Source organism: Nitrososphaerota archaeon, assembly GCA_029785825.1.
Classification (GTDB): domain Archaea; phylum Thermoproteota; class Nitrososphaeria; order Nitrososphaerales; family Gagatemarchaeaceae; genus UBA183.
In genome coordinates, this window is the sequence record JAFLYY010000002.1 from 130,681 (window position 1) to 154,010 (window position 23,330).

General features: G+C 52.8%; 33 protein-coding genes and 2 tRNA genes. 22 read left to right on the forward strand and 13 right to left on the reverse strand.

Annotated elements, in window-relative coordinates; translation table 11 throughout:
• Positions 1–2: 2 nt before the first annotated feature.
• The 6 genes from JRN21_09985 to JRN21_10010 form a co-directional block, all read right to left on the reverse strand.
• Positions 3–263, reverse strand: coding sequence for a hypothetical protein (locus tag JRN21_09985; GenBank protein MDG6989629.1), 261 nt, complete (start codon positions 261–263; stop codon positions 3–5).
• Positions 256–555 carry a hypothetical protein gene (locus tag JRN21_09990; protein MDG6989630.1) on the reverse strand — a complete coding sequence of 100 codons (300 nt, stop codon included), beginning with the start codon at positions 553–555 and terminating at the stop codon, positions 256–258. The genes JRN21_09985 and JRN21_09990 overlap by 8 nt, the downstream gene beginning before the upstream one ends.
• The gene (locus JRN21_09995) at positions 555–1,112 is read right to left on the reverse strand and encodes a hypothetical protein (GenBank protein MDG6989631.1); all 558 of its coding nucleotides are present in this window, start codon (positions 1,110–1,112) and stop codon (positions 555–557) included. Before JRN21_09995 ends, JRN21_09990 begins: the two co-directional genes overlap by 1 nt.
• On the reverse strand, positions 1,109–1,363 hold the full coding sequence (locus JRN21_10000) for a hypothetical protein (protein MDG6989632.1): 255 nt from the start codon (positions 1,361–1,363) through the stop codon (positions 1,109–1,111). The genes JRN21_09995 and JRN21_10000 overlap by 4 nt, the downstream gene beginning before the upstream one ends.
• Positions 1,363–1,542: a hypothetical protein gene (locus JRN21_10005; protein ID MDG6989633.1), complete on the reverse strand. Its 180-nt coding sequence runs from the start codon at positions 1,540–1,542 to the stop codon at positions 1,363–1,365. Before JRN21_10005 ends, JRN21_10000 begins: the two co-directional genes overlap by 1 nt.
• Before the next feature lie 128 nt (positions 1,543–1,670).
• Positions 1,671–2,102 (reverse strand): hypothetical protein, encoded by a 432-nt coding sequence (locus tag JRN21_10010; GenBank protein MDG6989634.1) that lies wholly within the window; start codon positions 2,100–2,102, stop codon positions 1,671–1,673.
• A gap of 114 nt (positions 2,103–2,216) precedes the next feature.
• Between JRN21_10010 and JRN21_10015 the strand changes: the two genes are divergently transcribed.
• From JRN21_10015 to JRN21_10085, 15 genes are all read left to right on the forward strand, one after another.
• Positions 2,217–2,534, forward strand: coding sequence for a hypothetical protein (locus JRN21_10015; GenBank protein ID MDG6989635.1), 318 nt, complete (start codon positions 2,217–2,219; stop codon positions 2,532–2,534).
• Complete coding sequence (locus JRN21_10020; protein MDG6989636.1) at positions 2,534–2,836, forward strand: hypothetical protein; 303 nt, start codon at positions 2,534–2,536, stop codon at positions 2,834–2,836. Before JRN21_10015 ends, JRN21_10020 begins: the two co-directional genes overlap by 1 nt.
• A complete protein-coding gene (locus JRN21_10025) occupies positions 2,833–3,021 on the forward strand; it encodes a hypothetical protein (protein MDG6989637.1) in 189 nt (62 codons plus the stop codon). Before JRN21_10020 ends, JRN21_10025 begins: the two co-directional genes overlap by 4 nt.
• A gap of 803 nt (positions 3,022–3,824) precedes the next feature.
• On the forward strand, positions 3,825–3,974 hold the full coding sequence (locus tag JRN21_10030; GenBank protein MDG6989638.1) for a hypothetical protein: 150 nt from the start codon (positions 3,825–3,827) through the stop codon (positions 3,972–3,974).
• A gap of 436 nt (positions 3,975–4,410) precedes the next feature.
• The gene (locus tag JRN21_10035; protein ID MDG6989639.1) at positions 4,411–4,935 is read left to right on the forward strand and encodes a zinc ribbon domain-containing protein; all 525 of its coding nucleotides are present in this window, start codon (positions 4,411–4,413) and stop codon (positions 4,933–4,935) included.
• Positions 4,932–5,405, forward strand: coding sequence for a hypothetical protein (locus JRN21_10040; GenBank protein MDG6989640.1), 474 nt, complete (start codon positions 4,932–4,934; stop codon positions 5,403–5,405). Before JRN21_10035 ends, JRN21_10040 begins: the two co-directional genes overlap by 4 nt.
• Positions 5,402–5,998 carry a hypothetical protein gene (locus JRN21_10045; protein MDG6989641.1) on the forward strand — a complete coding sequence of 199 codons (597 nt, stop codon included), beginning with the start codon at positions 5,402–5,404 and terminating at the stop codon, positions 5,996–5,998. The genes JRN21_10040 and JRN21_10045 overlap by 4 nt, the downstream gene beginning before the upstream one ends.
• Positions 5,995–6,180: a hypothetical protein gene (locus JRN21_10050; protein ID MDG6989642.1), complete on the forward strand. Its 186-nt coding sequence runs from the start codon at positions 5,995–5,997 to the stop codon at positions 6,178–6,180. The genes JRN21_10045 and JRN21_10050 overlap by 4 nt, the downstream gene beginning before the upstream one ends.
• A 35-nt stretch (positions 6,181–6,215) precedes the next feature.
• Entirely contained in the window at positions 6,216–6,401 is a 186-nt protein-coding gene (locus JRN21_10055; GenBank protein ID MDG6989643.1) for a hypothetical protein, read from the forward strand.
• Entirely contained in the window at positions 6,394–6,849 is a 456-nt protein-coding gene (locus JRN21_10060) for a hypothetical protein (protein ID MDG6989644.1), read from the forward strand. The genes JRN21_10055 and JRN21_10060 overlap by 8 nt, the downstream gene beginning before the upstream one ends.
• A 520-nt stretch (positions 6,850–7,369) precedes the next feature.
• Complete coding sequence (locus tag JRN21_10065) at positions 7,370–7,816, forward strand: hypothetical protein (protein ID MDG6989645.1); 447 nt, start codon at positions 7,370–7,372, stop codon at positions 7,814–7,816.
• Between the two features lie 368 nt (positions 7,817–8,184).
• The gene (locus JRN21_10070) at positions 8,185–9,429 is read left to right on the forward strand and encodes an alpha/beta fold hydrolase (GenBank protein ID MDG6989646.1); all 1,245 of its coding nucleotides are present in this window, start codon (positions 8,185–8,187) and stop codon (positions 9,427–9,429) included.
• An 84-nt stretch (positions 9,430–9,513) separates the two neighbouring features.
• Positions 9,514–10,131: a deoxynucleoside kinase gene (locus tag JRN21_10075; protein ID MDG6989647.1), complete on the forward strand. Its 618-nt coding sequence runs from the start codon at positions 9,514–9,516 to the stop codon at positions 10,129–10,131.
• Positions 10,124–10,744 (forward strand): deoxynucleoside kinase, encoded by a 621-nt coding sequence (locus tag JRN21_10080; GenBank protein MDG6989648.1) that lies wholly within the window; start codon positions 10,124–10,126, stop codon positions 10,742–10,744. Before JRN21_10075 ends, JRN21_10080 begins: the two co-directional genes overlap by 8 nt.
• A gap of 10 nt (positions 10,745–10,754) precedes the next feature.
• Complete coding sequence (locus JRN21_10085) at positions 10,755–11,129, forward strand: hypothetical protein (GenBank protein ID MDG6989649.1); 375 nt, start codon at positions 10,755–10,757, stop codon at positions 11,127–11,129.
• A 39-nt stretch (positions 11,130–11,168) separates the two neighbouring features.
• Here JRN21_10085 and JRN21_10090 read toward each other — a convergent pair whose 3' ends face one another.
• Genes JRN21_10090 through JRN21_10100 form a run of 3 tightly spaced genes read right to left on the reverse strand, consistent with a single transcriptional unit; the run spans position 11,169 to position 14,586 of the window.
• Positions 11,169–11,831, reverse strand: coding sequence for a hypothetical protein (locus JRN21_10090; GenBank protein ID MDG6989650.1), 663 nt, complete (start codon positions 11,829–11,831; stop codon positions 11,169–11,171).
• Positions 11,828–13,669, reverse strand: coding sequence for an IS1 family transposase (locus tag JRN21_10095; protein MDG6989651.1), 1,842 nt, complete (start codon positions 13,667–13,669; stop codon positions 11,828–11,830). Before JRN21_10095 ends, JRN21_10090 begins: the two co-directional genes overlap by 4 nt.
• Entirely contained in the window at positions 13,624–14,586 is a 963-nt protein-coding gene (locus JRN21_10100; GenBank protein ID MDG6989652.1) for a ParB/RepB/Spo0J family partition protein, read from the reverse strand. The genes JRN21_10095 and JRN21_10100 overlap by 46 nt, the downstream gene beginning before the upstream one ends.
• Positions 14,587–15,063: 477 nt before the next feature.
• Between JRN21_10100 and JRN21_10105 the strand changes: the two genes are divergently transcribed.
• The gene (locus tag JRN21_10105; protein MDG6989653.1) at positions 15,064–16,176 is read left to right on the forward strand and encodes an AAA family ATPase; all 1,113 of its coding nucleotides are present in this window, start codon (positions 15,064–15,066) and stop codon (positions 16,174–16,176) included.
• A 105-nt stretch (positions 16,177–16,281) separates the two neighbouring features.
• Here the strand turns inward: JRN21_10105 and JRN21_10110 are convergent, their stop codons facing one another.
• Positions 16,282–16,815 (reverse strand): hypothetical protein, encoded by a 534-nt coding sequence (locus tag JRN21_10110; protein MDG6989654.1) that lies wholly within the window; start codon positions 16,813–16,815, stop codon positions 16,282–16,284.
• Positions 16,816–16,817: 2 nt separating this feature from the next.
• A complete protein-coding gene (locus JRN21_10115) occupies positions 16,818–17,531 on the reverse strand; it encodes a metallophosphoesterase (GenBank protein MDG6989655.1) in 714 nt (237 codons plus the stop codon).
• A 161-nt stretch (positions 17,532–17,692) separates the two neighbouring features.
• Here JRN21_10115 and JRN21_10120 point away from each other — a divergent pair, with 161 nt between their 5' ends.
• The gene (locus JRN21_10120) at positions 17,693–18,940 is read left to right on the forward strand and encodes a cation:proton antiporter (protein ID MDG6989656.1); all 1,248 of its coding nucleotides are present in this window, start codon (positions 17,693–17,695) and stop codon (positions 18,938–18,940) included.
• Positions 18,941–19,044: 104 nt separating this feature from the next.
• A complete protein-coding gene (locus JRN21_10125) occupies positions 19,045–19,287 on the forward strand; it encodes a hypothetical protein (protein ID MDG6989657.1) in 243 nt (80 codons plus the stop codon).
• 12 nt (positions 19,288–19,299) lie between these two features.
• On the opposite strand, the gene JRN21_10130 is transcribed toward JRN21_10125, so the two are convergent.
• The gene (locus tag JRN21_10130) at positions 19,300–20,001 is read right to left on the reverse strand and encodes a hypothetical protein (GenBank protein MDG6989658.1); all 702 of its coding nucleotides are present in this window, start codon (positions 19,999–20,001) and stop codon (positions 19,300–19,302) included.
• Between the two features lie 506 nt (positions 20,002–20,507).
• Here JRN21_10130 and JRN21_10135 point away from each other — a divergent pair.
• A tRNA-Leu gene (locus JRN21_10135) sits at positions 20,508–20,594 on the forward strand.
• Positions 20,595–20,785: 191 nt separating this feature from the next.
• Positions 20,786–20,869, forward strand: a tRNA-Leu gene (locus JRN21_10140).
• Between the two features lie 3 nt (positions 20,870–20,872).
• On the opposite strand, the gene rdgB is transcribed toward JRN21_10140, so the two are convergent.
• Positions 20,873–21,433 (reverse strand): RdgB/HAM1 family non-canonical purine NTP pyrophosphatase, encoded by a 561-nt coding sequence (gene rdgB, locus JRN21_10145; protein ID MDG6989659.1) that lies wholly within the window; start codon positions 21,431–21,433, stop codon positions 20,873–20,875.
• Positions 21,434–21,768: 335 nt separating this feature from the next.
• On the opposite strand from rdgB, the gene JRN21_10150 reads away from it, so the two are divergent.
• Together JRN21_10150 and JRN21_10155 are read left to right on the forward strand one after the other, a co-directional pair.
• On the forward strand, positions 21,769–22,392 hold the full coding sequence (locus JRN21_10150) for a hypothetical protein (GenBank protein MDG6989660.1): 624 nt from the start codon (positions 21,769–21,771) through the stop codon (positions 22,390–22,392).
• 401 nt (positions 22,393–22,793) lie between these two features.
• A complete protein-coding gene (locus JRN21_10155) occupies positions 22,794–23,180 on the forward strand; it encodes a hypothetical protein (GenBank protein MDG6989661.1) in 387 nt (128 codons plus the stop codon).
• Positions 23,181–23,330: the final 150 nt, after the last annotated feature.

Here is a 23,330-nt window from a genome sequence, read left to right on the forward strand (position 1 = left end):
TTTCATACCTCCGGGGCTGGCTCCCAATTGCCAGCATGGTTGGTGCACATCCGCTCCAGTACTTTCTTGACAGTCATTGGCCCCGTAGGATGTCTTACGACAGCCCTGGCTACCCACTTCTGGCCGTCGACTATCTCTTCTACGATCGCGACTTGCTTGTCGATCACCATCGGCACCAGCACATCCTTGACTCCTGCATTCCGGCACCCGTGGGTGCCGCAGCGCGCCTCTGCATCAGTTTGTTGTGTTTCGAATTCACTCATCTTTCACCAACTCCTCCAGACTGTCGAGCAACGCCTTTCCATCCTTCTTGAGGTGGAATGGCTCACGCCGAGTTACGAGAGAGCTGTACATCATTGCCGTAAACAATGACCCATGCTCTTGCGGTTTCTGGTCGTGGAAGACCTGCTCGGGATCCCCGCCATTCACGTCTTTCAGCACTTCCTTTACATCAGCCGCGTCCCATCCTGCACCACCTATGGTGATATTGTATTCGGAGCCGTCATACCTAAGGTCGTAGACTTGGGCTATCTTTCCAGCTTCCTCTGGCGTCATCAGTCCGTTACCTCCGTGTCCTCGTACTTCGACACACCGTGGAATACGCAGTACTGCTCTCCCTCGTAGTCACGTTCCGCGGTCTCTGGTCCCGTCGGTTTCCATTCTCCGGTCCATTTTTGGGCGAGGAAGACCGTTGTGGACACTATTGGTTTGAAGTTGGCATCCTTGTCGACGCCGAGCGCTGCCCTGAATTCTTCAACAAGTCCTGCAGGAAGACAGAAGCCGCCAGCACGGCATTGAAGGCACCCAGATTGGAATAGTGCTAATGACTTTGTCCATTTGCCATAGTTGTTCTTGTAGTCTCTGACGTATTCTTTCATGAATGATTCTACTGTGTTGTCACCTATCGAGTACCCCCTTGAAAGTGACCCAGTGAGTGCTGTAGATACCGCTTTCTTGAGCTTCCGAGTCAACGTCGGTAACATCGATGCCCATATCATGTCAGGGTCGAACTTCCCGTGCTCGTAGGCGCCGAAGTTTAGTTCTCCTGTGAACTTTACCCCTCTGACGGTGACTTCTACATTCTTTGTCATTATGGTCTCGGGGGAGGTCACTTATTGACCCCCCTGGGGCACTTGTACAGTACTATTGCTGCTTTTCCACACTTCACACAGTTGTACCACGGTAGTATCTGCCCGACCAGCTTGTGGGTGTATCCGCCGAACATGTGCTCTCCGCCCTGCTCGCACTCATCGTATTCCCCGCCCCTCAGTATGCTGTTGTGTCTGTGATATGGGCTGTCGCACAGATCTTGTTTTGCCTTCGGCATCGTCTCCAGTTGCGTCACTACTATTGCCTTGTTCATCACTTCTTCTCCTCCCTGGCCAGAAACTGTTCCAGTGCAGTCACGTATACGTCCTGATTGTCCATCTCATGGTCTACTGCATAATGCCCTACTTTCTTGAAGAGCGCTGTCGGCAGTCTCAATGACGTCCGCGTCAGCTCTTCGTCCCCTTCTTTCTTGCCATCGTTTTTGTTGGTCATAGGTTTTTTCTTTTCCTTGCAACTTGTCGTTGCATATGTGCAATTAGCATTTTGGATATAAAAGCATATTGGCATTTTGGCATAATTTTGATAGGCATGTGCCTCAGAATATCGCTGCCAGGTGCCGCTCAGCTGTATGCTGCAAATGGTGCTTGTATCTGCGGAGGCTGCCCAGACACTTCCATGGCGGCATTTACCTCATCCCAGAGTTCTGTCTCTACTACATAAATGAACATGATCCCCTGCTCGTTAACCCAAGCCGAAAGGAAGCTCGTACAATCGCCGATACGGTTATTCAGTTCCACGACTAGCTTCGCGGTCACATTCATCTTCCCGATAGCGTCTACGATCTTGTTTGTTACGACCCCATAGTCGACGTACAACATCTTTGCGTTGTCTGCCTTTGCCGCAGCGATGAACTCTTTGTACGTGCCATGAGACATGTTCCAGAACGCCGATGGCAGTCCGTGTGGGGGTGACCCATGGAATATGTTGAGCCCGCTCCTGTTAGCCCACGCAATAAATTGGTCGACATCAATCTTCGGGACTGTATTTGTCATGCAATCAATAATTACGCCTTTGGCAATAAAAGATGTGAGTGGTTCACCCAACGGGGGTGCTGTAATTGGAGTTTTCTCCAGGACCGTTAAATATCTAGTTTGTTATGGTTTGTGTTGAAATACAGAACAAACCCAGGTCCGTTGGAGTCAATCTTCCATAACTCGGAAGCACGGGTCCTAGACCGGGGGTTCACCGTAGGCAATATGGTGCAGACAATCCCGATGTTAGCGGAGTCGACGGGGCTAGACTACAAGTCAGTCCAGCACGCCGTCGGGGGGCTCGTAAGGCTCCAGCTGATGCAAAAAAGCGAGATCGCAAAGGGTACCCAGACGTACACGTTCGACACTACTAAGCTCCGGGGGCTCGCGAAGTGGGTGATAAATTGGAGCTGGGGGTTCACTGCGCCAAGTCTGGGAGAGGAAGAAACATGATGCCGGCCACAGGGACGAGCAGGCTTCTGAAGGAGATTGAAGCCCTGAAGATGGAGTATCAACTAATCGATACAGACTTCAAAACCAACCCCTTCATCTCAAAGAAAGATGTCCTTGCCCTCGTCGCAGCATCAGAGCGGAGGACGCAAGAAGCGGTCAAACTCTTGGAGGATGCCGAACTCAGCGTGATTGCCCTCGAAAAGTTGGCTGGAAAGTCTGACAAGGACGGGGATTCAGTCGCCAACAAGAACATCCTCGAAGCGTTAGCCCTGCTCAACCCCAAGGAGTATGAAGCGGAATGACAGCGACGATGAAAATCAAGATGTTGTTCGACATAATCCTTCATGGGGGGTATGGCTTCGAGTGCGGAGGTTACTATAAGGAGACGCGGTATCACAAGAACTTCGGAACCCACTTTATCGAGAGGGAAGACGCGCACAAACTGACCTGTGGCGCAAGGCTGGCAAGTAAGATGGGTTTCCCATGACCACCAAGCCCAGACGGGAAGAGAGAGGACAAGCTGCTATGAATTGCCCAAGGTGTGGTGCTGAGTTGATAGTCCGTAAGAACGGGTATGGTGATATCCATGGGGATTTGGCAATCATCCACCTATTGAGTCATCTCGTCGAAGACGGAACGACCCCCACGCAAGGAGTCCGACCTGAAATGAATATTCTTTGCTTGCTGTTGGGGCACCAATGCAGGGTCGGTTGGTTCGGCGGTTTGAATTGTTGCTACCGTTGCGGGGCAGCCATAAGCCAGAACAGGGGTCCAAAATGACCCAGAACGCCCCAGCACAAGTAGCAAGTCCCCCGACATTGCCCGAACCAGAGATTCGATTCGGTGTGCCCTTGGGGGAATGGTTGTGTGAAGGAGGAGATTACAGGTGGTAGCCCCGACTGCACCGAAACTTGCAGTCCGAAAGGATGCACCATGCTGGTGCGGCTGTAAAGAAGGTCGAACAACTTCGTGTGTTTGCATCTACTACAATCATTTTCATGGAAACAGACTAGCCAAACAAAAAGCGCCCCCAAGAAATCGGGCAGTGATGACTCCAAGAGAAGCAAGAGAAAGAGGTTTGATGCCATGAAATCCACCAAAACAGACAGTAGACAAGTTTCAGCGCCCAGCCTGAAGGACGCAATTGAAGCAGAGGCGAAATGGGCGGATTTGCTGGCTGAATCACGAAGCCAAAAGGATTGGGCTTTGATAGCAGGCCTCAAACAACACTCGAAGCGGCTAAGAAGCCTCGAAGCCCAGAGCCATGAAGGACCCCGCGCAATCGAACTCTTGAAAGAAGTCGAGCCATTCCTCAGGTGGTGGTGTGACATCCGCGCAGGGTCGCACATCAAGTTCGACGTCGAGGCGTTCAGGGCGAAGTTAGGGGCGTTCCTTTCGGAAATCGACGCGCAGCCCACGGAGGAGATGGACGCGAGATGAGCGGGCGAACATTCACGGGCTTGCGGTTCTACTCTTGCGAGGGCGCTTTGGTGCTTGTCGGGCAAGATTCCGATGACGCGCCAATCTACGAATGCGCTTGGCACCATGAAAAATACGCCCTAAGGAACGGGCAATACGAGGAGACGCCATATTCGGAAAACTACCGCTGTATGAGGTGCGGCAACAGAGAGGTAAGCAGTTATTCAAGATGCCCCAACTGCGGGGGATCATTCTGCTACGAGGAATTGCCGCCTGAATTGAAGCCAAATGCGGGGCGGCCCCCCGTTACCAGTGCCGAGGCCGGCCCCCGACTCGGCCCGGTTGAGGAGGCAGGCAGATGACTACTCGGAACCGACCATTACCCACAAAGAGGCACACGGGCAAAGACCTGAATTGCGGCACTATCATTGACCGGTCAACGCTCCGAGAAGCGGAAGTGAAGGCAGGAGCCTCCTCCTTCAAGGTTGTGTTCAAGCTGGGCGGAAAGGTGACCGGCTCGAAATCTACCAAGGACCGAGGAGAGGCTGAACTATGGAGGTCAGGATGGATCGGGTACGGTATACTCCCATACGGAGTTCCGTCATTCGGGGCTCCCGGGATATGCAGCAAGTGCGGACAAGGAGACCTGGGGAACAAGATCAACGCCAGGGTCTGCGCGGGGTGTGGGTGGTCCTTCGGGCTCTGTAAGTGCACCCCTATGAATGAAGTTCCAAGGTGCCCCGCGTGCAAGCGCGACCTTCCGGTGGTGGCAGGGTACTGCCCCTACTGTGGAACACCTCTCAACTCCACGAAGGATGACGGCCCCACGAGGCATCTGATGTTCCCTGGACGGCGCGTCAATGTGTCCCCTACGCGTGTCCTTGCAACCCAGGGGAGGCCCTCCAGTAACATGGGCCGCGCACGCCTGGCAACAGTTAGCGGAGTCTACAGTAGGGACGCGAAGGCAAGGAGCTGGAAATGATGGCTGCAGCACCTGCGCCACCCGCCGCAAATTTGCAGGCGCATGCCTCGAATTCTTCGAAAACACGCTCAAAACCCACCCTCCGGGACTGTACCGCTGACCCTCATTACCACCTGCTCTGCGCAGCCACGGGCGGCAGGTTTGACAAAGGCTCCTACGACAAGGAGAACGAGATCTTCGTCTGGGACAGCAACGATATGCACGAGCACTCCTTCAGCCCGTTCTACCCCTCCGACTACGGCCGGTGGAGGAGCCGGCTCAACCCAAATGTTACGCTCGACGAGTCAGTAGAAACCTGCAAGACGTACACTGTCTGCATCGGGGGCATGTACATCGAGCGCACAGTACGCGCCCCGATCGACTTCACCGTCATCGCCCACGGGGCACCAGAGTACATCGCATACCCGCACGTCAGCAACCCATCAGTGCTTTTAGCTCTAATCGGAACTGCAGAAGTGACAAAACAATGAACTGCCAGTGGTGCCACATGCGGTCGTCGTTTGTGACGAGGGTGAAGCGTGACGGCGGGTTCATCAGCGTCGAATGCCCCCACTGCGCACGGTCGTCATTCGTGGTCAATCTTGCCGCCCCGCGCCGCGACGACATACAAAGGCTCGCGAAGACGAAGTACTTCGCCCTGAGCCAGGTTGAAAAGGACTCGCTTGCAGAGCTGATGCGCGCCACCAACGGCATTCATGGGGACATTACGTTCGTCAACGCAGGCAGCGACCAGTTAATGTTCACCAGCGTCGGGCGCGGGATAGTCATATTCCACTTCTCACAAGCCAAGGCATATGCAGTAGCGCCATTGTACACCTCCATGGAGTTCGACCTGTCGGACCTGGCCGCAAAGAACGTACCGACCAAGACGATGCCCAACAAGAGGGAGCTCGCAGAAGCGATGTCGACCCTGCTGGAACGGGCCCAGAAGCTCGTATCAGAAGCTACAAACGACCGGCCTACACGGCCCACGATCACACAGAAGTGTGTCCAGAACCCCGCGGTCCTCACACAGTTGATAGACCTTGCCGTCCCGAGAAGCAGGAGGGCAAGACCATCATGATCCCAATTTGGTCCATGTCCAGTCTCAAGAGACAGCAGGAAGAGGCGCACGTCGTCCCAGACGGCTCTGTCATACTCCCCTGCGGGTGCATCATAATGAAAGACGGCTCCAAGATAACATGCCGAGACCACAAGTCAAACAGCGGACGCAAGCCCATAATGGAGTCGACACAACCCGCATGACCACCAACGACCACCTCAAGGAGTACAGATACTGAATGCCGGAAACACCATGGGGATGGATAATCGCCAGCCAGCTAGTAATCTCGTTGTCCATAGCAGCCCTGGTACTCGGGATAGTCTACAACAACATGCTGCTGTCGTGGTTCGGCATCTTCCCGATCTTCATGATCATGGCAATTATGCTCAGCGACGATCAGGGACGGACAAGACACCATGAATAAACAACAGCCACCAGCCCCGGGCACCCACACAAAACCAATGCTGGCATTCGGATACTCACTCATCGGTGGGATCACCACCCTCATCATCGAAATTTTCGCCCTCACCTCCCTCACAACACGCACCTACGGCTTCAACACACTCCCACCCCCCGCCAAAACACCCATCGCCCTATTCTTCCTACTCGGCACCGCCAGCAGCATCATGATCATCTACGGCGCCACCCTCCAAAACTCCACCGACCAACACAAAATAAGAACAGGCTCCATACTGATCATCACATTCACCATCCTAGCAGCCCCAGGCTCCCTCTACGGCTTCTTCATAGGCGGACCCTGCACCACAATAGGAGGACTAATAGGACTCACATGGAAACCAACAACCACACCAAAACAACAACCCACAAGCACCAACACCACCCAACCACAGAACCTACAACACCACCACTAACTACAACTACTACAGGTAACACCCATAGGAGAGGAGTACTACACCATACACCGATAATGAACACATAAAAAAGTACTACTACTAATACTCTATCCGCAACGTATTATGGGAATATAGATGCCAAAGTGTCTTTACTCACAGATGGCTGTCCATCTTGGCATCTTTGCGCACTATCTCTGGTCTCTCTATCGACTTGATTTGATGAAAGGAGTTCATTTTGGGGTATTTTGGTTCTTTCTGGAAATGGTTTAAATTTTAATCTGTACTGGAAAGCATTTTATGGTTTGCCTCCTTGAAACAAGACTGTTTCGGGTCTATTGAGTGAATGGGGGTAGAGCCAGGCGGTATTGGTTCAAATTGGTTTAGAATAAGATTGAAATTTGTAGTTTAGGTTAGACCCCTCATCCTCTATTAGGATCTATGCTTACACATGGCAGGCTCTGATTTGGTTGGTCGATCTTCAGGTGTTTAATATTAAATCGTCCTAAGTTCAAGTGGGCTGGGTGAAACTTTGAGGAGAATGCCAAAGGAGGTGGAACGGAGGATTGAAAGCATCGTTTCACAGATGTTTCGTAGTGATAAGCATTATGCGGTAATCGCGCCTGGGATTTCAAGTTTTGGAATGCTGTATGAAATCGAGGTTATTGATCGCAGTGAAAGCTTCTTCCTATACATGTGTGGAAGAAAGTGGCAGATATTCAGAGACAGGGAAAACTTCAATCGAGAAGTTAAGCAATATGAACGATATGTCCACTACAGAAATAGGAGCGACCAGTATCTTTCTTGGATTGAGGGTCGCATACCGGTCAGTCAGATTGTGTGGGAAGGCAGCGGTGCCGCTCATGCCCTATTGAATTCGATGATTGGGAGTTGGAGAGCTAATTTCATGCCGAGAGAAGATTTCTACGCATATGTTGATGCAGCTCTCCAGCAGATGAGGTCAGAAAGCACTATCCTCGCAGTGTAGTAAGCGATGGGGGAATCCTTCCCCCCAGTTGTCTGAGGTTCAGGGGTGGGAAGTCGCTAGCCCCGATGTCCAAGACGGGTGCAGCACCCAAGAGTCCGGCGCCACCTAACAAGACCATCCATCTGTTAGGGTTCGGTTTGGAATCAACAGGAATGATCCTGGCACTTGTGAAAGCCAGCTTGCTTGTAAAGACTCGCGAAAGAACATACCGTATAATAGATCCCATGGTCAAGGAGGCAATGGCGTCTGAAGTCGACGGAAACCAAAGGGGGCCCTAGTAGCTAGGGGGTGCGCTAGTTGTCCAGGTGCCAGTGGTGGTTAGTGGGGTGGTGTGTGGTGGCTTAAGAAGAATGTAGTGCTTCATTTAGGTGCGAGCGAGGAGGAGGATTCCGTCTGTGAAGGGGGGTATTTCTGTGGTTGTGGATTATCCGAGGGGGCAGCCGGGTGCTTTGGCGGTTCTGATTCCGGGGTATCTGGATTCGAAGGATTATCATGGTTTGCGGGCGTTGGCGGAGGGGTTGTGTAGTGATGGTTATGCTGTTGTCAGGTTTGACCCGACGGGTACGTGGGGTAGTGCTGGGCGGATTGAGGATTATACGGTGACGCGGGTTCTTGAGGATGTGAGGACTGTGATAGATTATATGGTGAAGGGCAGGCTTATGCCTGTTCTTGTTGCTGGGCATAGTATGGGGGGTACGGAGGCGATCCTGTATGCCGCGAAGGACAAGCGGGTTGTTGACGTGATGGCGATAATGCCGTCGAATCGCCTTGCTGAGAGACGGGGATGGGCTAGGACGGGGGTGAGGGTTTCTGAGAGGGATTTGCCGCGCCGCCATGGCACGAGAATGTTCAGGGTGCCGGAGTCCTATATTGATGACAAGTCTAGGTATGATCTCTTGGGTGCTGTCAAGCAGGTCAAGGTGCCTATTGTCTTCATAGCTGGCGCCGATGATACGGTCTGTCCGCCAAAGGAGGTGGAGGAGATCTACAACAGTGCCAATGATCCGAAGTATTTTGCGGTGTTGCCTGGGGTCGACCATGATTACCGGCTGGATGTTAATGAAGCGGTCAAGGTGAGCGAGCAGATACTGCATCATAGCTTGGCGTTCGAACTGCTTCGGAATGCACGAGGGCAGAGTCCTGTTGAGCTGGTCAGGGACCTCTACTTCATGATGTGGCATTCGTTTCCTGATGTCCAATTGGAGGACGTTGTGAAGAGCTTCAAGGCGAAGGATGATATTGCCGGGACGCGGGAAGCACTGTCATACCTTGTGACATACTTCAAGGACTATCAAAGTGACGCGAATGTAATAGCAGATGTCATGGCGATAATCCTTGCCACGCAGTCCGAGCCGGCTGCAGGACCAGGAAGACTGCAATACAGGGCGGCTAAGCGGATGGTCGAAGCTATCAGAATGGCTCCTGATATAGCGCCTCTCAAGAACGCCAGCAAGCTTCTGGGCCGCTCATTCAAAGCAGGTGTGTATGACCGTGGCATCGAAGAGTTGGTGCACTTTGCCGATAATGCTGAGGCGTATTTGACCAAGGTCAGCAAACAGGTAGGTCCATTGGTCAGCACTGAACTCGGGGCTCCGCCGCCTATTGAGAGATAGGGCGCCGGCAAGACCTAGTAAGATCGTCATCGTGGTCTGTATTCTTGTCTGGTGTCGTTTTATTTTATCACTTAGTTGTAATGCATGTCGGGGTACATAGTCTTCGGTGGGTGCCTTGGGTCCGGGAAGACTACTCTGGCAAGGCTGTTGGCGGAGCGGCTGAAGGCTGAGACTGTCATGGAAGATGTGGATGGGCATCCGTTGATAGACGATTTCTATAATGATCCTGCGGCATACTCGCTTCAGACTGAGATGATTTTTGTTGTAATGCACTATCATCAGATCATGAAGGGGGTAGATTCCGGCAAGTTCAACAAGGTGGTCGTGAGTGATTTGCTCTTTGATGGCGACGACGCCTATGCCAGGGCTGCACTTAAGGGCGATGACCTGGAGGCATTAACAGGTCTCACATCCGAACTCAGAGGGCGGCTACCGAAGCCTGGTCTTGTTGTGTTCCTCCGGGCATCTACGGCGTTTTTGATGAAGACTTCACGGCTGAGAGGCAGGGACTATGAGAAGACGATGACCGTGGAGCATTTGGAGCGGATGAATTCTGCTTTTGACGAGTTCACGAAGTCCTACAACAGCGCACCGAAGGTGATAGTTAATGCCGAAAAGATGTACGATATCGGGCACGGTGCTGCATGTTTGGAGCTAGAGAAGATCGTAAAACATGAGTTGGGGGTTGGCAGTATTGTCTGATTACGTGGTAATAGGGGGTCCGTTGGCCTCTGGAAAGACGACCCTGGCCTGGCACCTTGCCGGTCAGACCGGTGCCAAGCTTCTCGCTGAGCGTTTTTCCGATCATCCCATTATCGAAGACTTCTATATGGACCCGAAGAGATATGCCCTTCAGGCCGAGATGATATTCACGATCATGCATTATCATGACATAGCAAAAGCCACCAAAGACGGAGACTTCAACGGTGCTGTCGTCAGTGACCTGTTTTTCGATGGTGTTGAAGCGTACACAGGTTACACACTTGCCCCTGGTGACAGGGACCCATTCATGAAACTGTTCAGGCCTCTTCAGGCAAGGGCGCCGGTGCCAAGCATAGTCGTGTATCTTGACGCAAGCACGGAATTTCTCATGGACAGGGTAAAATGGAGGGGGCGAAAATACGAAATGCCCATAACATTTGAGTACCTAGACGGTGTGAACACGGCATTCAAGGAGTTCATCAAGACTTACAGGCGTGCGCCGACAATTACTGTAGACGCAGAGAAACTCTATGCCATGGGGGCTGAGCATGCAGCCAAGGTACTAGATGATATTATCAGTGAACGTGCCATCCGCTTAAAACAACAGGACTAGTTTGGGCGTGTTGACAGCTGTCAGAGTTTTCGTTAGAAGTGAGCTTGTCCTTGTAGACAAGTATGAGGTCGACATAGCCGTACCTATCGGCCAGGCTTGGCATATGCCTCTTTACGAAAGAAAGGTGCATTACAGGAAGGAACGGATGCTTGATGCCAAGAGCAAGGCGGCGGTCCTTGAGGCGCAGCGTCTTGCAAGTGAGGTTGGATGCGAAGTCGATGTGATAGACGTCTCGGGCAGAAACTTTATGAGCAGGATGATCATGAACTCTATGTTTAAGATTGCCGATCTCCCCGCTATCACTGTGTGCGGAGAACATGTTGCCCGAGGGCTAAAACTTTCTCAGCCCCTAGTGGCGGCGCCAATGGCGCCATCACCTGCTTGACCTTCTTTCCAACTAGCCGCGCTGTCATCAGTCACGGTGTCAATCCCGAAACTGTGGTTTAGAAGTCTCCAATGTTTCCATATACGGCCTTACCTTTGACCCCCATTGTTCTCGCAGAGTATATTCGTCAACACCGAATGCTTCGGCAGTCTGCTTTTGTGTCAATGCCATTGAATACAACCCGTAGGTCACGGCAGCGAAGAGCGTCCTGAGTCTGATACCCGAGGGATATCTTTTGGCAACAGCGGCAACATGCTTCGAGACTTCTACGTATGCTTCCTGAGGCAGCCCAAGTGATTGTATGCCATGAAAGAGCTCACGAGATATGTTTGTAGCCGCAACTGTGACCTTCAGCCCGTCAGCCAGCTTGTACATCCCGTTGGTCAGGTCCATGGCTTTGACTCCTGCGATTTCCGCGATCTCTTTAACCCTGTCGGCCTCGTGGTTCCTGCAGGCGAGCGCCAAAGCACAGGCAACGCCCCTTCGGTTGTTGGGCACTGCATGTACGCCTAGTCCCTTGATGAAGTACAATATCGTTTCATCTATAACTATCTGCGGGGCATTGATGTCAGCTACGACCCTCTTCAGCCAGGTGTTCAACATGGACTTCGGGCTGTACTTTTGATCAAGTATTGCTAGCCGCTTCCACTCCTCTGGCATAGCGTATGTATATCCCATTACGCTTCCATTCGCCTGGTTCAACGTTGGCCACCAGGTATAGCCATGAGCAGGCTCCTTGCTATTGATTCTGCCTTCGGGTCCCACAGCCTCCGAAGCTCCGCTTTAGTACAACGCGGCCTCAGGGCACCACATGACACACACTTTGGCGTATCTCCTACGGCTCTACACCCAGGGCAATAATACAATGGCTTTCCATCTAACGACTTCTTCATGTCGGATTTCTTCTTGGCCCGGCTCGCGTACTCCCGTGCCAGTTCGGTGGCGAACACAGTGGGCTCGTACTTCAATAGATTTCCGGCCTTCTTCAGCACTCCCATCCTCACCAGTCTGCTGACCGATGGTCCGAGGAATTGCTCTGTTGTCATGTTGTACGGTCTCCTTGGGCTCAGCACAGCCAACTCTGGCACCGTTTTTGGTCCTTCCAAGACCGTGCCAAGGACATACGCGTCTATGTCTCTGATTCTCTGGGTTATGTGATTGAGTATGGGATCCTTGGAGAGCCTCAGCGCCAGCTTTATCCTTACCATTGGTCTCAGTATCATGAACCTCGCGTTGAACGCCGCCAGTTGGGGCAGTGTGTGGAATGCGTAGCTGTAGTGGTGCATCCGTCTTCCGTCATATCTTGTCCGGCTTAGCCAGCCGTCCACCCCCAAGTCCCTGAAGTGCCTGACGACGATGCCAACGAACCGGTCCAGGTCTTGCTTGTTGTAGTTGCAGAACGACACTTTCACATTTGAATAAGTAACGAGGTAAGGCGTAGAACCTAAACCGCGGCGTTCTTCTCTTCCTGCAAGCCCGGCGGTGGTCTTGATACCGTTGATGTACCCCTCTGTGAATGCATGTAGGGAGGGTAACTCACGGCGCACCCAACTGGGGACTACCATGGTGAGATGCCGCGACGGCACAAACTTACCATCTCCGAGTTGGATGGGCTTTACTGTACGCAGCCCAAGCGCCTTCAGGACGTCGAGCATCACAAGGCTGTAAGTGTACGACCTAGTGCCATGGGGTTTCTTTCCTTGAGAGACAGCTACAGGCGTCTCATGGACCTGGTTAATGAACCGCGGGGACTGTAGGTGCTCGCCAACCTCTCTGTCTATAGCGAAGTGCAACGTGTTTCCCCCGATCCCGCCGCTGGCATGAAACAGTCCTAGCAAGAACGCATGACCCCCAGATGCCTGGAACGGTAGCGTTACATTCATGGGCTTTGACCTGCCCGATACCCCGGCAGAAACCGACACGACGTACCTCTCGAGGGCATCAAGGGGTACCCCCAGCTTACGAGCTACTCTGGTGCACTCCCTGACGGTGTAAAGACCGTTTTCAGACAAGTACCCCTTCGTTTTCAATCGTATCTCAGGGCCGAACTTGACCCGTCTCATGAGACCGAAGTCGGAGAGGCGGACCCAAGGTCCTTTCGATTGCTTCTTGACGGCTTCAAGCAACTCCTTGCCAGGTTCACGGGGCCTGGAGACCGGCTCTTCCACTCCGAAGCGCCTTACCCAGTTGGCGATGGTGGTACCAGTCACTGTCTCCCTACCGGACCACTCGGCCACGGCCATTGCTATCGTCCTGTGGCTGAAACCGAGCCTAGCCATGTCGAGCGCCGGCTTGACGAAATCGTATGGGAGCCAGCACCCCCTGAACGTCCCTGCCCTCCAGGTTGACCCGCACCTTCGACACTTGTAGGCCTGCACTATATCCTGTCTTGTAGCCCTGAATGTCTTTCCGGCTCTTCCGACGTTCCAGGATCCACACACGTTGCACCGCGGGCGGGATTCCTCTACCACTGTCAGGGGGACCGTTGAATGTCTCATGATATCAGCTTCTTCTTCCAAGAGTTGAAGCACGGCGTGCACATCCTCTCCCCTAACTCCCTTGGGTCTGCGTCCTGGGGGACTTTTACGGCCCAGGTCTCTTTCAACCTCGTCCCGCAGAGGCTGAATCCGGTATTCCCTGGGTTATGGACGTGTATTTCGTCGGTGTGCCTGTTGGACCCCATTATAACGTCAATACCAGGAACACCTCCGGCTTCGTCGACTTCGGCGGAAAGGCTGCCAGTGCGCTTGCGGGGCGTGTGTGAGTATCCGCAGGTAGGGCACTGACAGGTCAGTCTCACTGAACGCCTCCCAATCAACCCTCCCCCGCCGAAAGTACCTATCCCCTTTATCCTAGTCTTGAGTATCGAGTTTGCAAGCGTGATCTGCGGCTCGGGGTTGGGGGTCTTGGCAAGAGATATGGCGTTGCTGACGGTCAGCCCGTTGCCCAAGTACTTCCTGAGCGATGGGTGCAAGAAGTAGTAGACCTGCACCCGGTCCCTGATGTACGCGGTCGACTTGCCCAGAGACTCCGCCAAGGCGTTGATGTTGTTGGAGTATTTCTTGGAGAGGAGCTCTACGAACACCTTTCCTTCTTCCCAGGGGTCGACATAGTGGTTCCTCTGGGCGTTCTCCGTAACCTTCAGTTCGAGCGCCTCATATTCGTCGATGTCGGCGACGATCGCTCTCACCTTGCCGGCAGGGAGACCCTTTATCGGCATGCCAGCTTCGGCAAGCTTCTTGGCTGCAGCAAGCCGGTGTTCCCCGAAGACGACAATGAATATGTACTTGTACCCACTCTTCGGTCGCACCTTGATTGCCTGCTGTTGCCCCTTGGACGCCAAGGATGAGGCGAGCTCATCTACACGATACAGATCAACTGGGCGCAGCAGAGTTTCGTCGCTGCTGATCCTGTCAACATCTATCAGATCTTCTTGCTGAACTGTACGAGCAGCCAAGGTACAGAAACTGATTCAAGAATTATGGTATATTACGCTCGATATCATTGCCGTCTCGTCGTGGCAGGCTTCTGCCTGCAGCAACACCCTGAACAGGACAGACACACACCCCGGGTGGGGGGTACGTCTTTATTCAACGGGGCAGGTCCCAGGGGGTCGCCTGTGTGTTTGTTGTGTGTAGTGTACTAGTGTAGTTTACACTAGTTAAGAAGTCGTACGACATATGAGGATAGGGTTGTATTTAAGGGACTACCATAGAATTAAGACCAAGCTAGACCAAGGATTAGACCTGGAAAGATTAGACTGAAGACTAGACCAAAGGCTGGGACAAGATTGGACCAAAGTTGGACCAAGGTCGGCACCATAGATTCGTTGGCTGGGGCTTGGGTCGCGTATGAAAAAGACGTACCGGGGGGAGGGGGTGTGTGTCTGTTTTCCTCGATATTGTCGTTATAAGCGGTATGTCGTTATTCTGGTGTGTCCTTTGATGAGTGGGTTCGAGCCCCGGTAACTAACAAGATCGTCAGAAACAGGGTTGTCCTGACTGATGAGTACGCGCCCGAAAAGGCGATGTTCCGTGACGATCAGATCAAGCAGATCTTGTTCGAGTTGAGGGGTCTGGCCGAGGAAGCAAACTATCCGTCTCCAGGCAAGCACCTGTTCGTAACCGGTTATCCTGGTGGGGGCAAGACGTTCATCGTAAAGAAGGCGCTTGGGCTGCTCAAGCAACGGGCGGATTTCCTCAAGGTGCCGTTAGAAACGAGCTACGTGAACTGCAGCCTCTTTTCCACGCAGTACCGCATCTACAGGAAGATGTTGGAAGACTTCGGGGTTCCTGTCAAGGACGGTTGGCAAGAGGGTAAACTGATTGAGCAGTTTGGGGGGATAAAGAGCAATAAGGTAATCGTGATCGACGAAGTTGACCAGTTTCTGCGGCACCAAGACGAGCGTCTGTTGTATGCTCTCTCGCGGACCAAAGGCACAAGCGTAGTTCTCATTAGCAACAAGCTCAACATAGACGAATGGGTAAAGAACCCGGCAGTTCTTTCGAGCTTGGCCGCGGGGCACATCTCTTTCAAACCGTACAACGCGAACCAGCTTCGCGCCATACTGACAGAGAGGGCAAAGGTCGCGCTCACGAGCGTGCCGACTGGGGCGATAGCTCTTTGCGCTGGGATCGCCGCTGAAACAAATGGTGACGCGAGGTTTGCCATGAAGCTCCTGCTCCAGGCCGCAGATATGGCAGAAATGGAGGGGGCTCGCACAGTCACGGAAGAGCTCATGCGGAGTGCGAACGAATACCTGCACCGGCAGGAGCTCATCAACGACATCAAAGGCCTGCCGTACCAGGCGCTTTCTGCTTTCAAGGCGATCGTAAAGTCTTACCCTGAGACGAGGTGGAGCGTAATATCGGGCGTCTACAAGAGGGACACTGAACAACCCCTCACCGACAGGCGTGCGATAGACCTTCTCCGTAATCTTGACAAGGCCGGTCTGATATCTGTAGACGCGAGACGGCGTAGAGGAACTTCTGTCGACCTGCTCGTCAGTGTCAGCCTTGCGCAGCAAGTGCTAGACCAGGTCGAGTGACCGCACGCAAGATTGTAGGTCTTCGATTAACACGTTGTATCGATTAACACGTTCCTCTTCGAAAAAGGGCCTGTGGTGAGAATATGCCGTCAGCTTGGATATACTTCAGCTTATCCCGTTAAGGGCATCAGAGAGGACCTTCGGGATGTCAAGGTTGGTCTTCGCTCCATATGTGCATATCTCTCCATCTTTTCCTACTGCAAAGTTGAGTCCCCAGTCACTTTCAGGGTCAACGTATGAAAGCCAGAGGTCGCACCGTGAGTGAGCTCTCAAGCCATCGGCGTGTACTATCAGAAGCCCGTCGCTAATCGGCACCGTCTGTTGAGGCTTGTCCACGAACCTTGCATAGAACTCCTTCGCTGCGGTCTCTTTCCAGCGCCCGCGTACGTTGAATATTGTATGGCTGGTCTTCTGGGATTGGTTGCCCAATCGCACTGGCTTGGCGCTTTTGTTGGTGTCGGTCCCTGCCGCCGTCAGCGCTTCTGATTCTCGCTCCATGTCTGATACCTTCTTCTCGAGGGCGGCAACCTTCATTTCCAAAGCACGGACCAGAGCTGCTGCCTCGTAGCAGTCAGCAACTGTCGCTTCTCCCTTTTCCAGCCTTGCTATCAGTTTCTTGTCAATTGATGTATCATTCATGATTAACGCCCCCGTGCCAGCGTGATGCTGACAGAATCAACGAGGTCATGGTTGTGGTACACATTAACCTTTGATTCATCTCCTGTTATGACAGCGTAATGTTGTTCTGCTGGGCTGGAGTCTACTCTGACACCCACGGTGCCGCCGATCGTGGCTATCTTGTAGGGTCCGCCCAGATGCCCGCAGAGGAAGAGCTTCGGCTTCACCACCTTGAGGACCTCGTCCATGACTACCAAGTCATCGTTCTCATGGATGAATCCTGATGCCATCTCACGCGGCGCCATATGAGTTGCGAGCACGTCGACGCCGGCTAACCATGGTGCATGCCTCAGATACTCCTCTGGCGTCTGTCTTGGAGTTCCATCCTTGATTTTGGTTTTCCTCGATACAATCCCGTTGATAGCGCCGATCTTAAGCCCGTCGACCATCCTATTCCCCCCGTCGTCTATCAGAGCATTCCTTCCATCAGTGTTCTTTACAGCAACTAGTTCTTCCATATTCTCATGGTTGCCATATACAAGATGAAGAGGTACAAGAGACGCAAGTGTTTCCCACTGCTCGGCGGTCCAGGCGTGCCCATAATCGCCGAGACCTATCAGAGCAGTTGGTTGCACCAGTTTTACGGTGCGCAGAAGCCAATCATAGGCTCCACCTTCGTAGGTCCCATGATGAGAGCCGAGCTCAAAATGGACGTCCGACACCACTAATATCTTCATCAATGTTGTATTATCGGTAAGAATTAAAGCAGCGCGCACGTAATTCTGATGCTTAAAGCCCTGTTTGTTCCTTGTCTGCATGGTACGAGCGCCCTGGACTGGCGCAACTGCTACTACCCGACGCAGGCTCCTATCTGCAAAAGTCGGCGAGGTCGTCTAACATGGATACCAATCTTGTCTTCCTACTGGTTTCTGTGATCATTATTGTTGGGTTTGCCGGTGATAGGATGTTCAAGAAGACTGCTGTTCCTCCATTCATCTTCCTCATACTGATGGGTGTTTTTCTCGGTCCCATCTTTCATATTCTCTCGAGGGGGACATTCACACCGATTCTCGGTATTTTTGGGGAACTCACGCTGAGCATGATCCTGTTTTACGCTGGACTGGACACGAACCTCGCGGCGTTGCGTGTTACGGGTAACAGGGCTTTCCTGCAGGTTTTCCTTTACGTCATAATGAGCATCATAGCGATAACGAGCGTAATGTACTTCCTCGTCCATTGGGCATTCTTCGAGTCACTGATATTCTCGTCGATAATTGGGGGCGAGACCACTGCAGTAGTTGTTGTCCCTCTCAGTAAATCCAAGGGGATATCCGAGAACCTGGGGCACTTCTTGGTGGTAGAAACTGCCTTGAACAGTATACTCACGGTCATATTCTTCTTCTCCTTTGTCGACATGTACCAGACAGGAACATACGCCTTGTATCCTGTTGTTGCGACGATTGTGGCAAATTTCTCTGTCAGTATAGTGATAGGGCTCGCCACTTCTCTTGTATGGTTACGCATTCTCCAGCGATTTTCCGCCCAGCGCTATACGTACGTCCTGACGCTCGGGCTTCTGCTCCTTTCCTTCGTCGCTGCGTCGGAGTTCGGCGGTACCGGTATATTCGCGGTCGTAGTGTTTGGGCTGGTGCTCGGAAACTACAAGGTTGCTGACACAGCAATGGGGAGGAACTTCGATATGTCGCGGCTTCTGGGTCAGCTCAAGGTGTTCCAGGAAGAAATGTCATTCCTCATGACCACCCTCTTCTTCGTGTTCCTGGGGCTCATGGTTGTTATCGATGTCGCCTACCTCTATTTTGACCTGGTCGTATGCCTTGGTCTCATTGGGGTGCTTTTTTCAATGAGATATATTGCCCTGTATGTTTCGACACACGGCACCCCGATGTCAACGGAAAAGCGTGTTGCTGTATTGTTCATAGCCCAGGGGCTTACCCCGGCCACTCTCAGCGTCCTGGCATATTCAATGGGACTCCCCATGTCTAACACATACCTGGCGCTAGTCTCGTTCGTGATCGTCTTTACTAATATTATCACCACCGCCGGAATCTACAGGAAGACCAGAACGAAGGGGAGCGGGTTTAGTGAGTTCATGACCAATCTCGGTGCCCAGAACACTGAGCAGTGACTACGTGACAGTCATAAACTGTAATACAGTCTTCGCAATTAAAAGAGCGTCCGACACGCTGCGTATGAGAACGTGTTTTATCAGATATATGTGTCTGATCACGGATGAACCTCGATCACCAGCAGTTGATCGTCCGTGCTCCGCCGAAGCTTGCCGGAAGGATAGCAGGGCGGTTGCACATCTATTTCGATGTGTCAACACAGCCGCCGCGCAACGGATACTGCCAGATTGACGCCGTGATAGAGGGGAGGCCAATGATTGTATGTATGTTCCAGGAGAGCCTTGAATTTGGGAGTATAATGACACTGTTCAATCTGAAGGCAAAACAGATAGGCTTGACCAGCTGACCAATACATGCACTAGGCGGTGCCAGAACCGAGGTCCTGCTTAACTGATACGTTACGAAGCGTTTTGCGTGCCTCTGAGACCCCCGCTATGATTACCAGCGAGAACACCCACGCCGAGATGGCGCCGCCAATGATGTGAAGCGGCATCGCCGCGTTATTGTACACATATCCATCTATTGCATACAACCCTACGACTAGTACCAGTGCATATTGGAAGCTAACCAATGTCAGGCTTTCCGTGTTCTTTCCGGCAAGCCAGCCGAAAATCTCCACCCCTACTACTATTATTATGTACAAGCACAGCGAGAACCCGATTATCGATGTACCGGTTGCCGGAGCCCCTACCAAAATCCACTGGAGCAGCGAAACGAAGTAAGTGGCTCCAACCACTATCAGGAGTGCGTCTCTCATCGTGAGTATATTGCCCAGCGCCGTTGAGTGCGCCGCGACCTCTGCAACCAACATGATGACTATGATAAACACAAAGTTGCCTACTAAATTAGCGACCGTAGCGCCAAATGTTGGGGCATAATCTTCCAGAGCCGAAAAAGGCGCTGTCAGAAAAACTGCGGCGCATCCTATCTGACTTCCATTAACACACGCAACCACCATATGGAGCATTAATGGAAGAATGATGTTAGCAGCAATGAAAGCTGTGATGAATACCAAAGTCGTGATTCCGGGTATTGTCCGGCGCTCTTTTGCTTCCCCCATATTACAATCGGTCTGATTGTGTTAAAAACGCCGGCACGGTGTTGCGCAATGCGCTTTAATACTCCCGGGCGCAACATATGTGCAATGAAGCCTGCATACGCTTCGCGATCCGTTTCTCTCTCCTTGTTAGCGCAGGCTCTGAGCCTATCAAGTCTCAGATAGGCTCTCTCGGTCTACTGCCATTTGCATTGTTCGAAGACCGAAACCGAATTTGCCGCAGTGCCAGAGTGGCCAATTGGGACGAGTTGCTAGCTCGTTGACCTCCACGGTCTCATAGGTTCGAATCCTGTCTGCGGCGTTGCCGGGTTGAGCGGAATTGGTATCGCAGCGGTCTCGAAAGCTCGGGGCTGAGTCCTGAAAACCGCCGCCCTTCGGGGCATGGAGGTTCAACTCCTCCACCCGGCGCTCATTCTCGTGGTGACGTAGCCAAGTGCCAAAGGCAGGAGCCTCAGAAGCTCTGGGCGAAGGCCCTACCCAGGTTGGAGTCCTGGCGTCACCATCCATATCGGCGCGTGCCGGAGCCAGGTCAAACGGGCGAGGTCCAAACCCTCGTGTGGGAAGCCACTTCACAGGTTCAAATCCTGTCGCGCCGACTTTGCTGTGGTAGGGAAGTCCAGTCAAACCCACCAGGCTGAGAACCTGGGGCCGAAGGGCCTACGCCGGAGCGAAGCCGGCCCACAGCACTCATTATTGTGGTCGAGTGGCGGAGCCAGTCAAACGCGACCGGTCTAAACCCGGTTGTCCGAAGGGACTACGCAGGGGCAGAGCCTGCCTCGACCACCATGGAGACGTAGGCAAGTGGTTAACGCCAGCGGCCTTAGAAGCCGCGCCCGAAGGGGCTGCGCAGGTCCGAATCCTGCCGTCTCCACTTTTATTTTTTGGAGGTTTTATACCATCTTCCGAAGAAGTTCAACGCCCGCGACCTGTGAGATATTGCATTCTTCTCTCCCGATGTCATCTGAGCAAGCGTCTCCCTATACCCGGCGGGCATGAATATCGGGTCGAAGCCGAACCCATTGTCACCCCTGGCGCTCGTTATGATAGTCCCATCGAGGACCCCAGTGAACACCCGCGTTGACGTTCTGTCCTTGTAGGCAACTGCAGTTACGAAGTGTGCCTTGCTCTTTCTTCCCTCGAGGAGTTTGAGCACCCCAGAGCTGCCGATGGTCTTTGTCACAAATGCCGCATACACCCCAGGGAAGCCCCCCAGTTCATCGATGAATAACCCCGTGTCTTCTGCTATCAGGGGCTTGTTTGCCAAAGCAAAGGTTTCGTCAGCGGCTCGTGTTACTATCTCGCTGACGTCATTCGACTGGACCTCCGCCCCTTTTGCAGTCAGGCGCTTCAGTGTTATCTCATACGCCTTGAGAATATCGCTCGCTTCGCGGAACTTGCCTTCGTTCGATGTGGCAAACCAGATCGTGTGCTTCACAATATTCCAGTGCAGGTTTGAAATATAAGGCACATACCAAGCACGCTCTCAAGTTCTGGACAGTTGCATCTATGAAACCAAAAAATGTCCTCGGGACGGAGCCTGTGCGCCCCGACGGTGGTCCTGGAACGCGTGGTCCGGCTCTCGAGCTCCAGAACGGCCGACTCCGGGTCCCTTCCGAGGCCCGGCGCAACGCCGCCCATGCCGCTCACGGCCAGTCCTTTCCGCCGGCGGATCCCTGGCACCGCCACCAAAGACGGGTCGTGCCCGCCAGTGCCGGCTTTCGCGACCGGCTCGCTTTACCTTTCGGCAAGCAGGTGACAGGCACCTTCGGGATGCCCGCCCGAGACAAAACAAAGGGGGTCAGTATCTATTTAACACCTGATACTGGCTTTTATGCTGTACTGCAGCTGAGATATGTGAAGGGCAAAACAATAGTTGTATCAGACTTCGACGACACTCTCATGTTTTCCGCGAGAGCGGTTGCCGAAGCAGCTGAGAACATTACAGGAATCAGGATGACAAGGAAAGAAGTACGGGCTTTGACTCAGCCGTTGAAGGGGTCTATCTATCAGGTGGCAAAGATAGATTACAACCATCTCTTCTCCCCTAACCGAGATGCGATAGAGTATGTTAAGGAGTGTAAGAGGAATGGGTGCGACATAGTGGTTCTCAGCGCTGGCTTGGTCGACTTCTCAGACCAGGTGCGTGATCTGCTGGGGGAGTATGGCGTACCCTATGACAGGCTGGTGTTGAGGGAGAGCCCGCAAAGCAGTGATGAAGCCTGGAAGAAGATGATGGTCGCATCCCTGGCTGACGGGTACTCGAAAGTGATACTCCTGGAAGATAAGGCGGAAAACATAGACATCATGGTCGAGGCGCTTGCCGGGAAAGTCGTAGAGAGTTACCTGATTGATGAGAATGGTATGGAGCAATACATTCCGACGGCTCGTTCCTGAGCCTGGTACCTGTTGACGCCTGGCATGCAATAGTGCGTTTTAAGGGCTCTCACAATTTCTAATCGTGCTAGCAGAATCTGAAGCTGCTGACAGGAAGGCAGGCGCTTTTTGCCCTTCTTGTCACCATCCACGCCATACGGGCAAGATGTGCCATGCTGCCACTCCGATCCAGTATTATGTCACCCCCCTTACCCATCCTCTTGACCAAGACTACATCCAATGCGGCTGTTCTTACGAACTCGGGTCTGTCAACGCCGGAAGAGTCAACCGTGGCGGGTTCCAGACAACGTAGTCTGCTGGCACAAATGTTGGACTGAATCAAACAAGTAGTATTCGTAGGGGGTAGGGGACCCGATTTACGAGATTATTCCTGCTTAAATGCCAAGCGGTCTACCTTCTTCATGTCGCTAGATGCGCTTCAGTCCGATCCCAATAACAGGAACCCATTCTTACAGAAGATAGCTGCTCTGTCTCTCGCGTATGACAAGACGTCGCCGAAGCAGGTGTTGGAATCGCGAGCTACTATCGGGACCTACTTTGGTGGGTCGATACTTGCAGAGATACTCGACAGGGAGCCCGACCCCAGGAATGAACGGCTTCCTGAGCAGAGATTGGGCAGATGGGGCGGGAATGTGGAGGTGTATGCCATGGCAAATGGTACCAGGAAGGTGGTGATCACCAACGGCTATTCCAGGAAAGTGAAGAGCTTGTTCAGGGAGGAAAAGTCATTCATGCTGAGAAGGGTGGGCAAGATATGGACGGAATGGAAAGAGAACATCTCCCGCTAGGACTGCTCCTTGCTCTTTCCATGCTGGGGCCCTCGCTTTGCATGCTTGCGGTAATACCTGTTGAAGGGCCGGCCCAATTCGTGCAGATGTGGAGATTGTCATGTGGTATCTCGGGGGCGGGTATGGTGGCATTGATCCTATTCGACACGC

Bases quoted from the DNA above. Each gene is read 5' to 3' on its own strand.
- JRN21_10005 (MDG6989633.1), bottom strand. From the start codon at position 1,542: ATGACCAACAAAAACGATGGCAAGAAAGAAGGGGACGAAGAGCTGACG.
- JRN21_10045 (MDG6989641.1), top strand. From the start codon at position 5,402: ATGAACTGCCAGTGGTGCCACATGCGGTCGTCGTTTGTGACGAGGGTG.
- JRN21_10125 (MDG6989657.1), top strand. From the start codon at position 19,045: ATGAACCTCGATCACCAGCAGTTGATCGTCCGTGCTCCGCCGAAGCTT.
- JRN21_09990 (MDG6989630.1), bottom strand. From the start codon at position 555: ATGACGCCAGAGGAAGCTGGAAAGATAGCCCAAGTCTACGACCTTAGG.
- JRN21_10025 (MDG6989637.1), top strand. From the start codon at position 2,833: ATGACAGCGACGATGAAAATCAAGATGTTGTTCGACATAATCCTTCAT.
- JRN21_10050 (MDG6989642.1), top strand. From the start codon at position 5,995: ATGATCCCAATTTGGTCCATGTCCAGTCTCAAGAGACAGCAGGAAGAG.
- JRN21_10040 (MDG6989640.1), top strand. From the start codon at position 4,932: ATGATGGCTGCAGCACCTGCGCCACCCGCCGCAAATTTGCAGGCGCAT.
- JRN21_10115 (MDG6989655.1), bottom strand. From the start codon at position 17,531: ATGAAGATATTAGTGGTGTCGGACGTCCATTTTGAGCTCGGCTCTCAT.
- JRN21_10000 (MDG6989632.1), bottom strand. From the start codon at position 1,363: ATGAACAAGGCAATAGTAGTGACGCAACTGGAGACGATGCCGAAGGCA.
- JRN21_10155 (MDG6989661.1), top strand. From the start codon at position 22,794: ATGTCGCTAGATGCGCTTCAGTCCGATCCCAATAACAGGAACCCATTC.
- JRN21_10020 (MDG6989636.1), top strand. From the start codon at position 2,534: ATGCCGGCCACAGGGACGAGCAGGCTTCTGAAGGAGATTGAAGCCCTG.
- JRN21_10150 (MDG6989660.1), top strand. From the start codon at position 21,769: ATGCCCGCCCGAGACAAAACAAAGGGGGTCAGTATCTATTTAACACCT.
- JRN21_10120 (MDG6989656.1), top strand. From the start codon at position 17,693: ATGGATACCAATCTTGTCTTCCTACTGGTTTCTGTGATCATTATTGTT.
- JRN21_10065 (MDG6989645.1), top strand. From the start codon at position 7,370: ATGCCAAAGGAGGTGGAACGGAGGATTGAAAGCATCGTTTCACAGATG.
- JRN21_10055 (MDG6989643.1), top strand. From the start codon at position 6,216: ATGCCGGAAACACCATGGGGATGGATAATCGCCAGCCAGCTAGTAATC.
- JRN21_10060 (MDG6989644.1), top strand. From the start codon at position 6,394: ATGAATAAACAACAGCCACCAGCCCCGGGCACCCACACAAAACCAATG.
- JRN21_10130 (MDG6989658.1), bottom strand. From the start codon at position 20,001: ATGGGGGAAGCAAAAGAGCGCCGGACAATACCCGGAATCACGACTTTG.
- JRN21_10010 (MDG6989634.1), bottom strand. From the start codon at position 2,102: ATGACAAATACAGTCCCGAAGATTGATGTCGACCAATTTATTGCGTGG.
- JRN21_10110 (MDG6989654.1), bottom strand. From the start codon at position 16,815: ATGAATGATACATCAATTGACAAGAAACTGATAGCAAGGCTGGAAAAG.
- JRN21_09985 (MDG6989629.1), bottom strand. From the start codon at position 263: ATGAGTGAATTCGAAACACAACAAACTGATGCAGAGGCGCGCTGCGGC.
- JRN21_10075 (MDG6989647.1), top strand. From the start codon at position 9,514: ATGTCGGGGTACATAGTCTTCGGTGGGTGCCTTGGGTCCGGGAAGACT.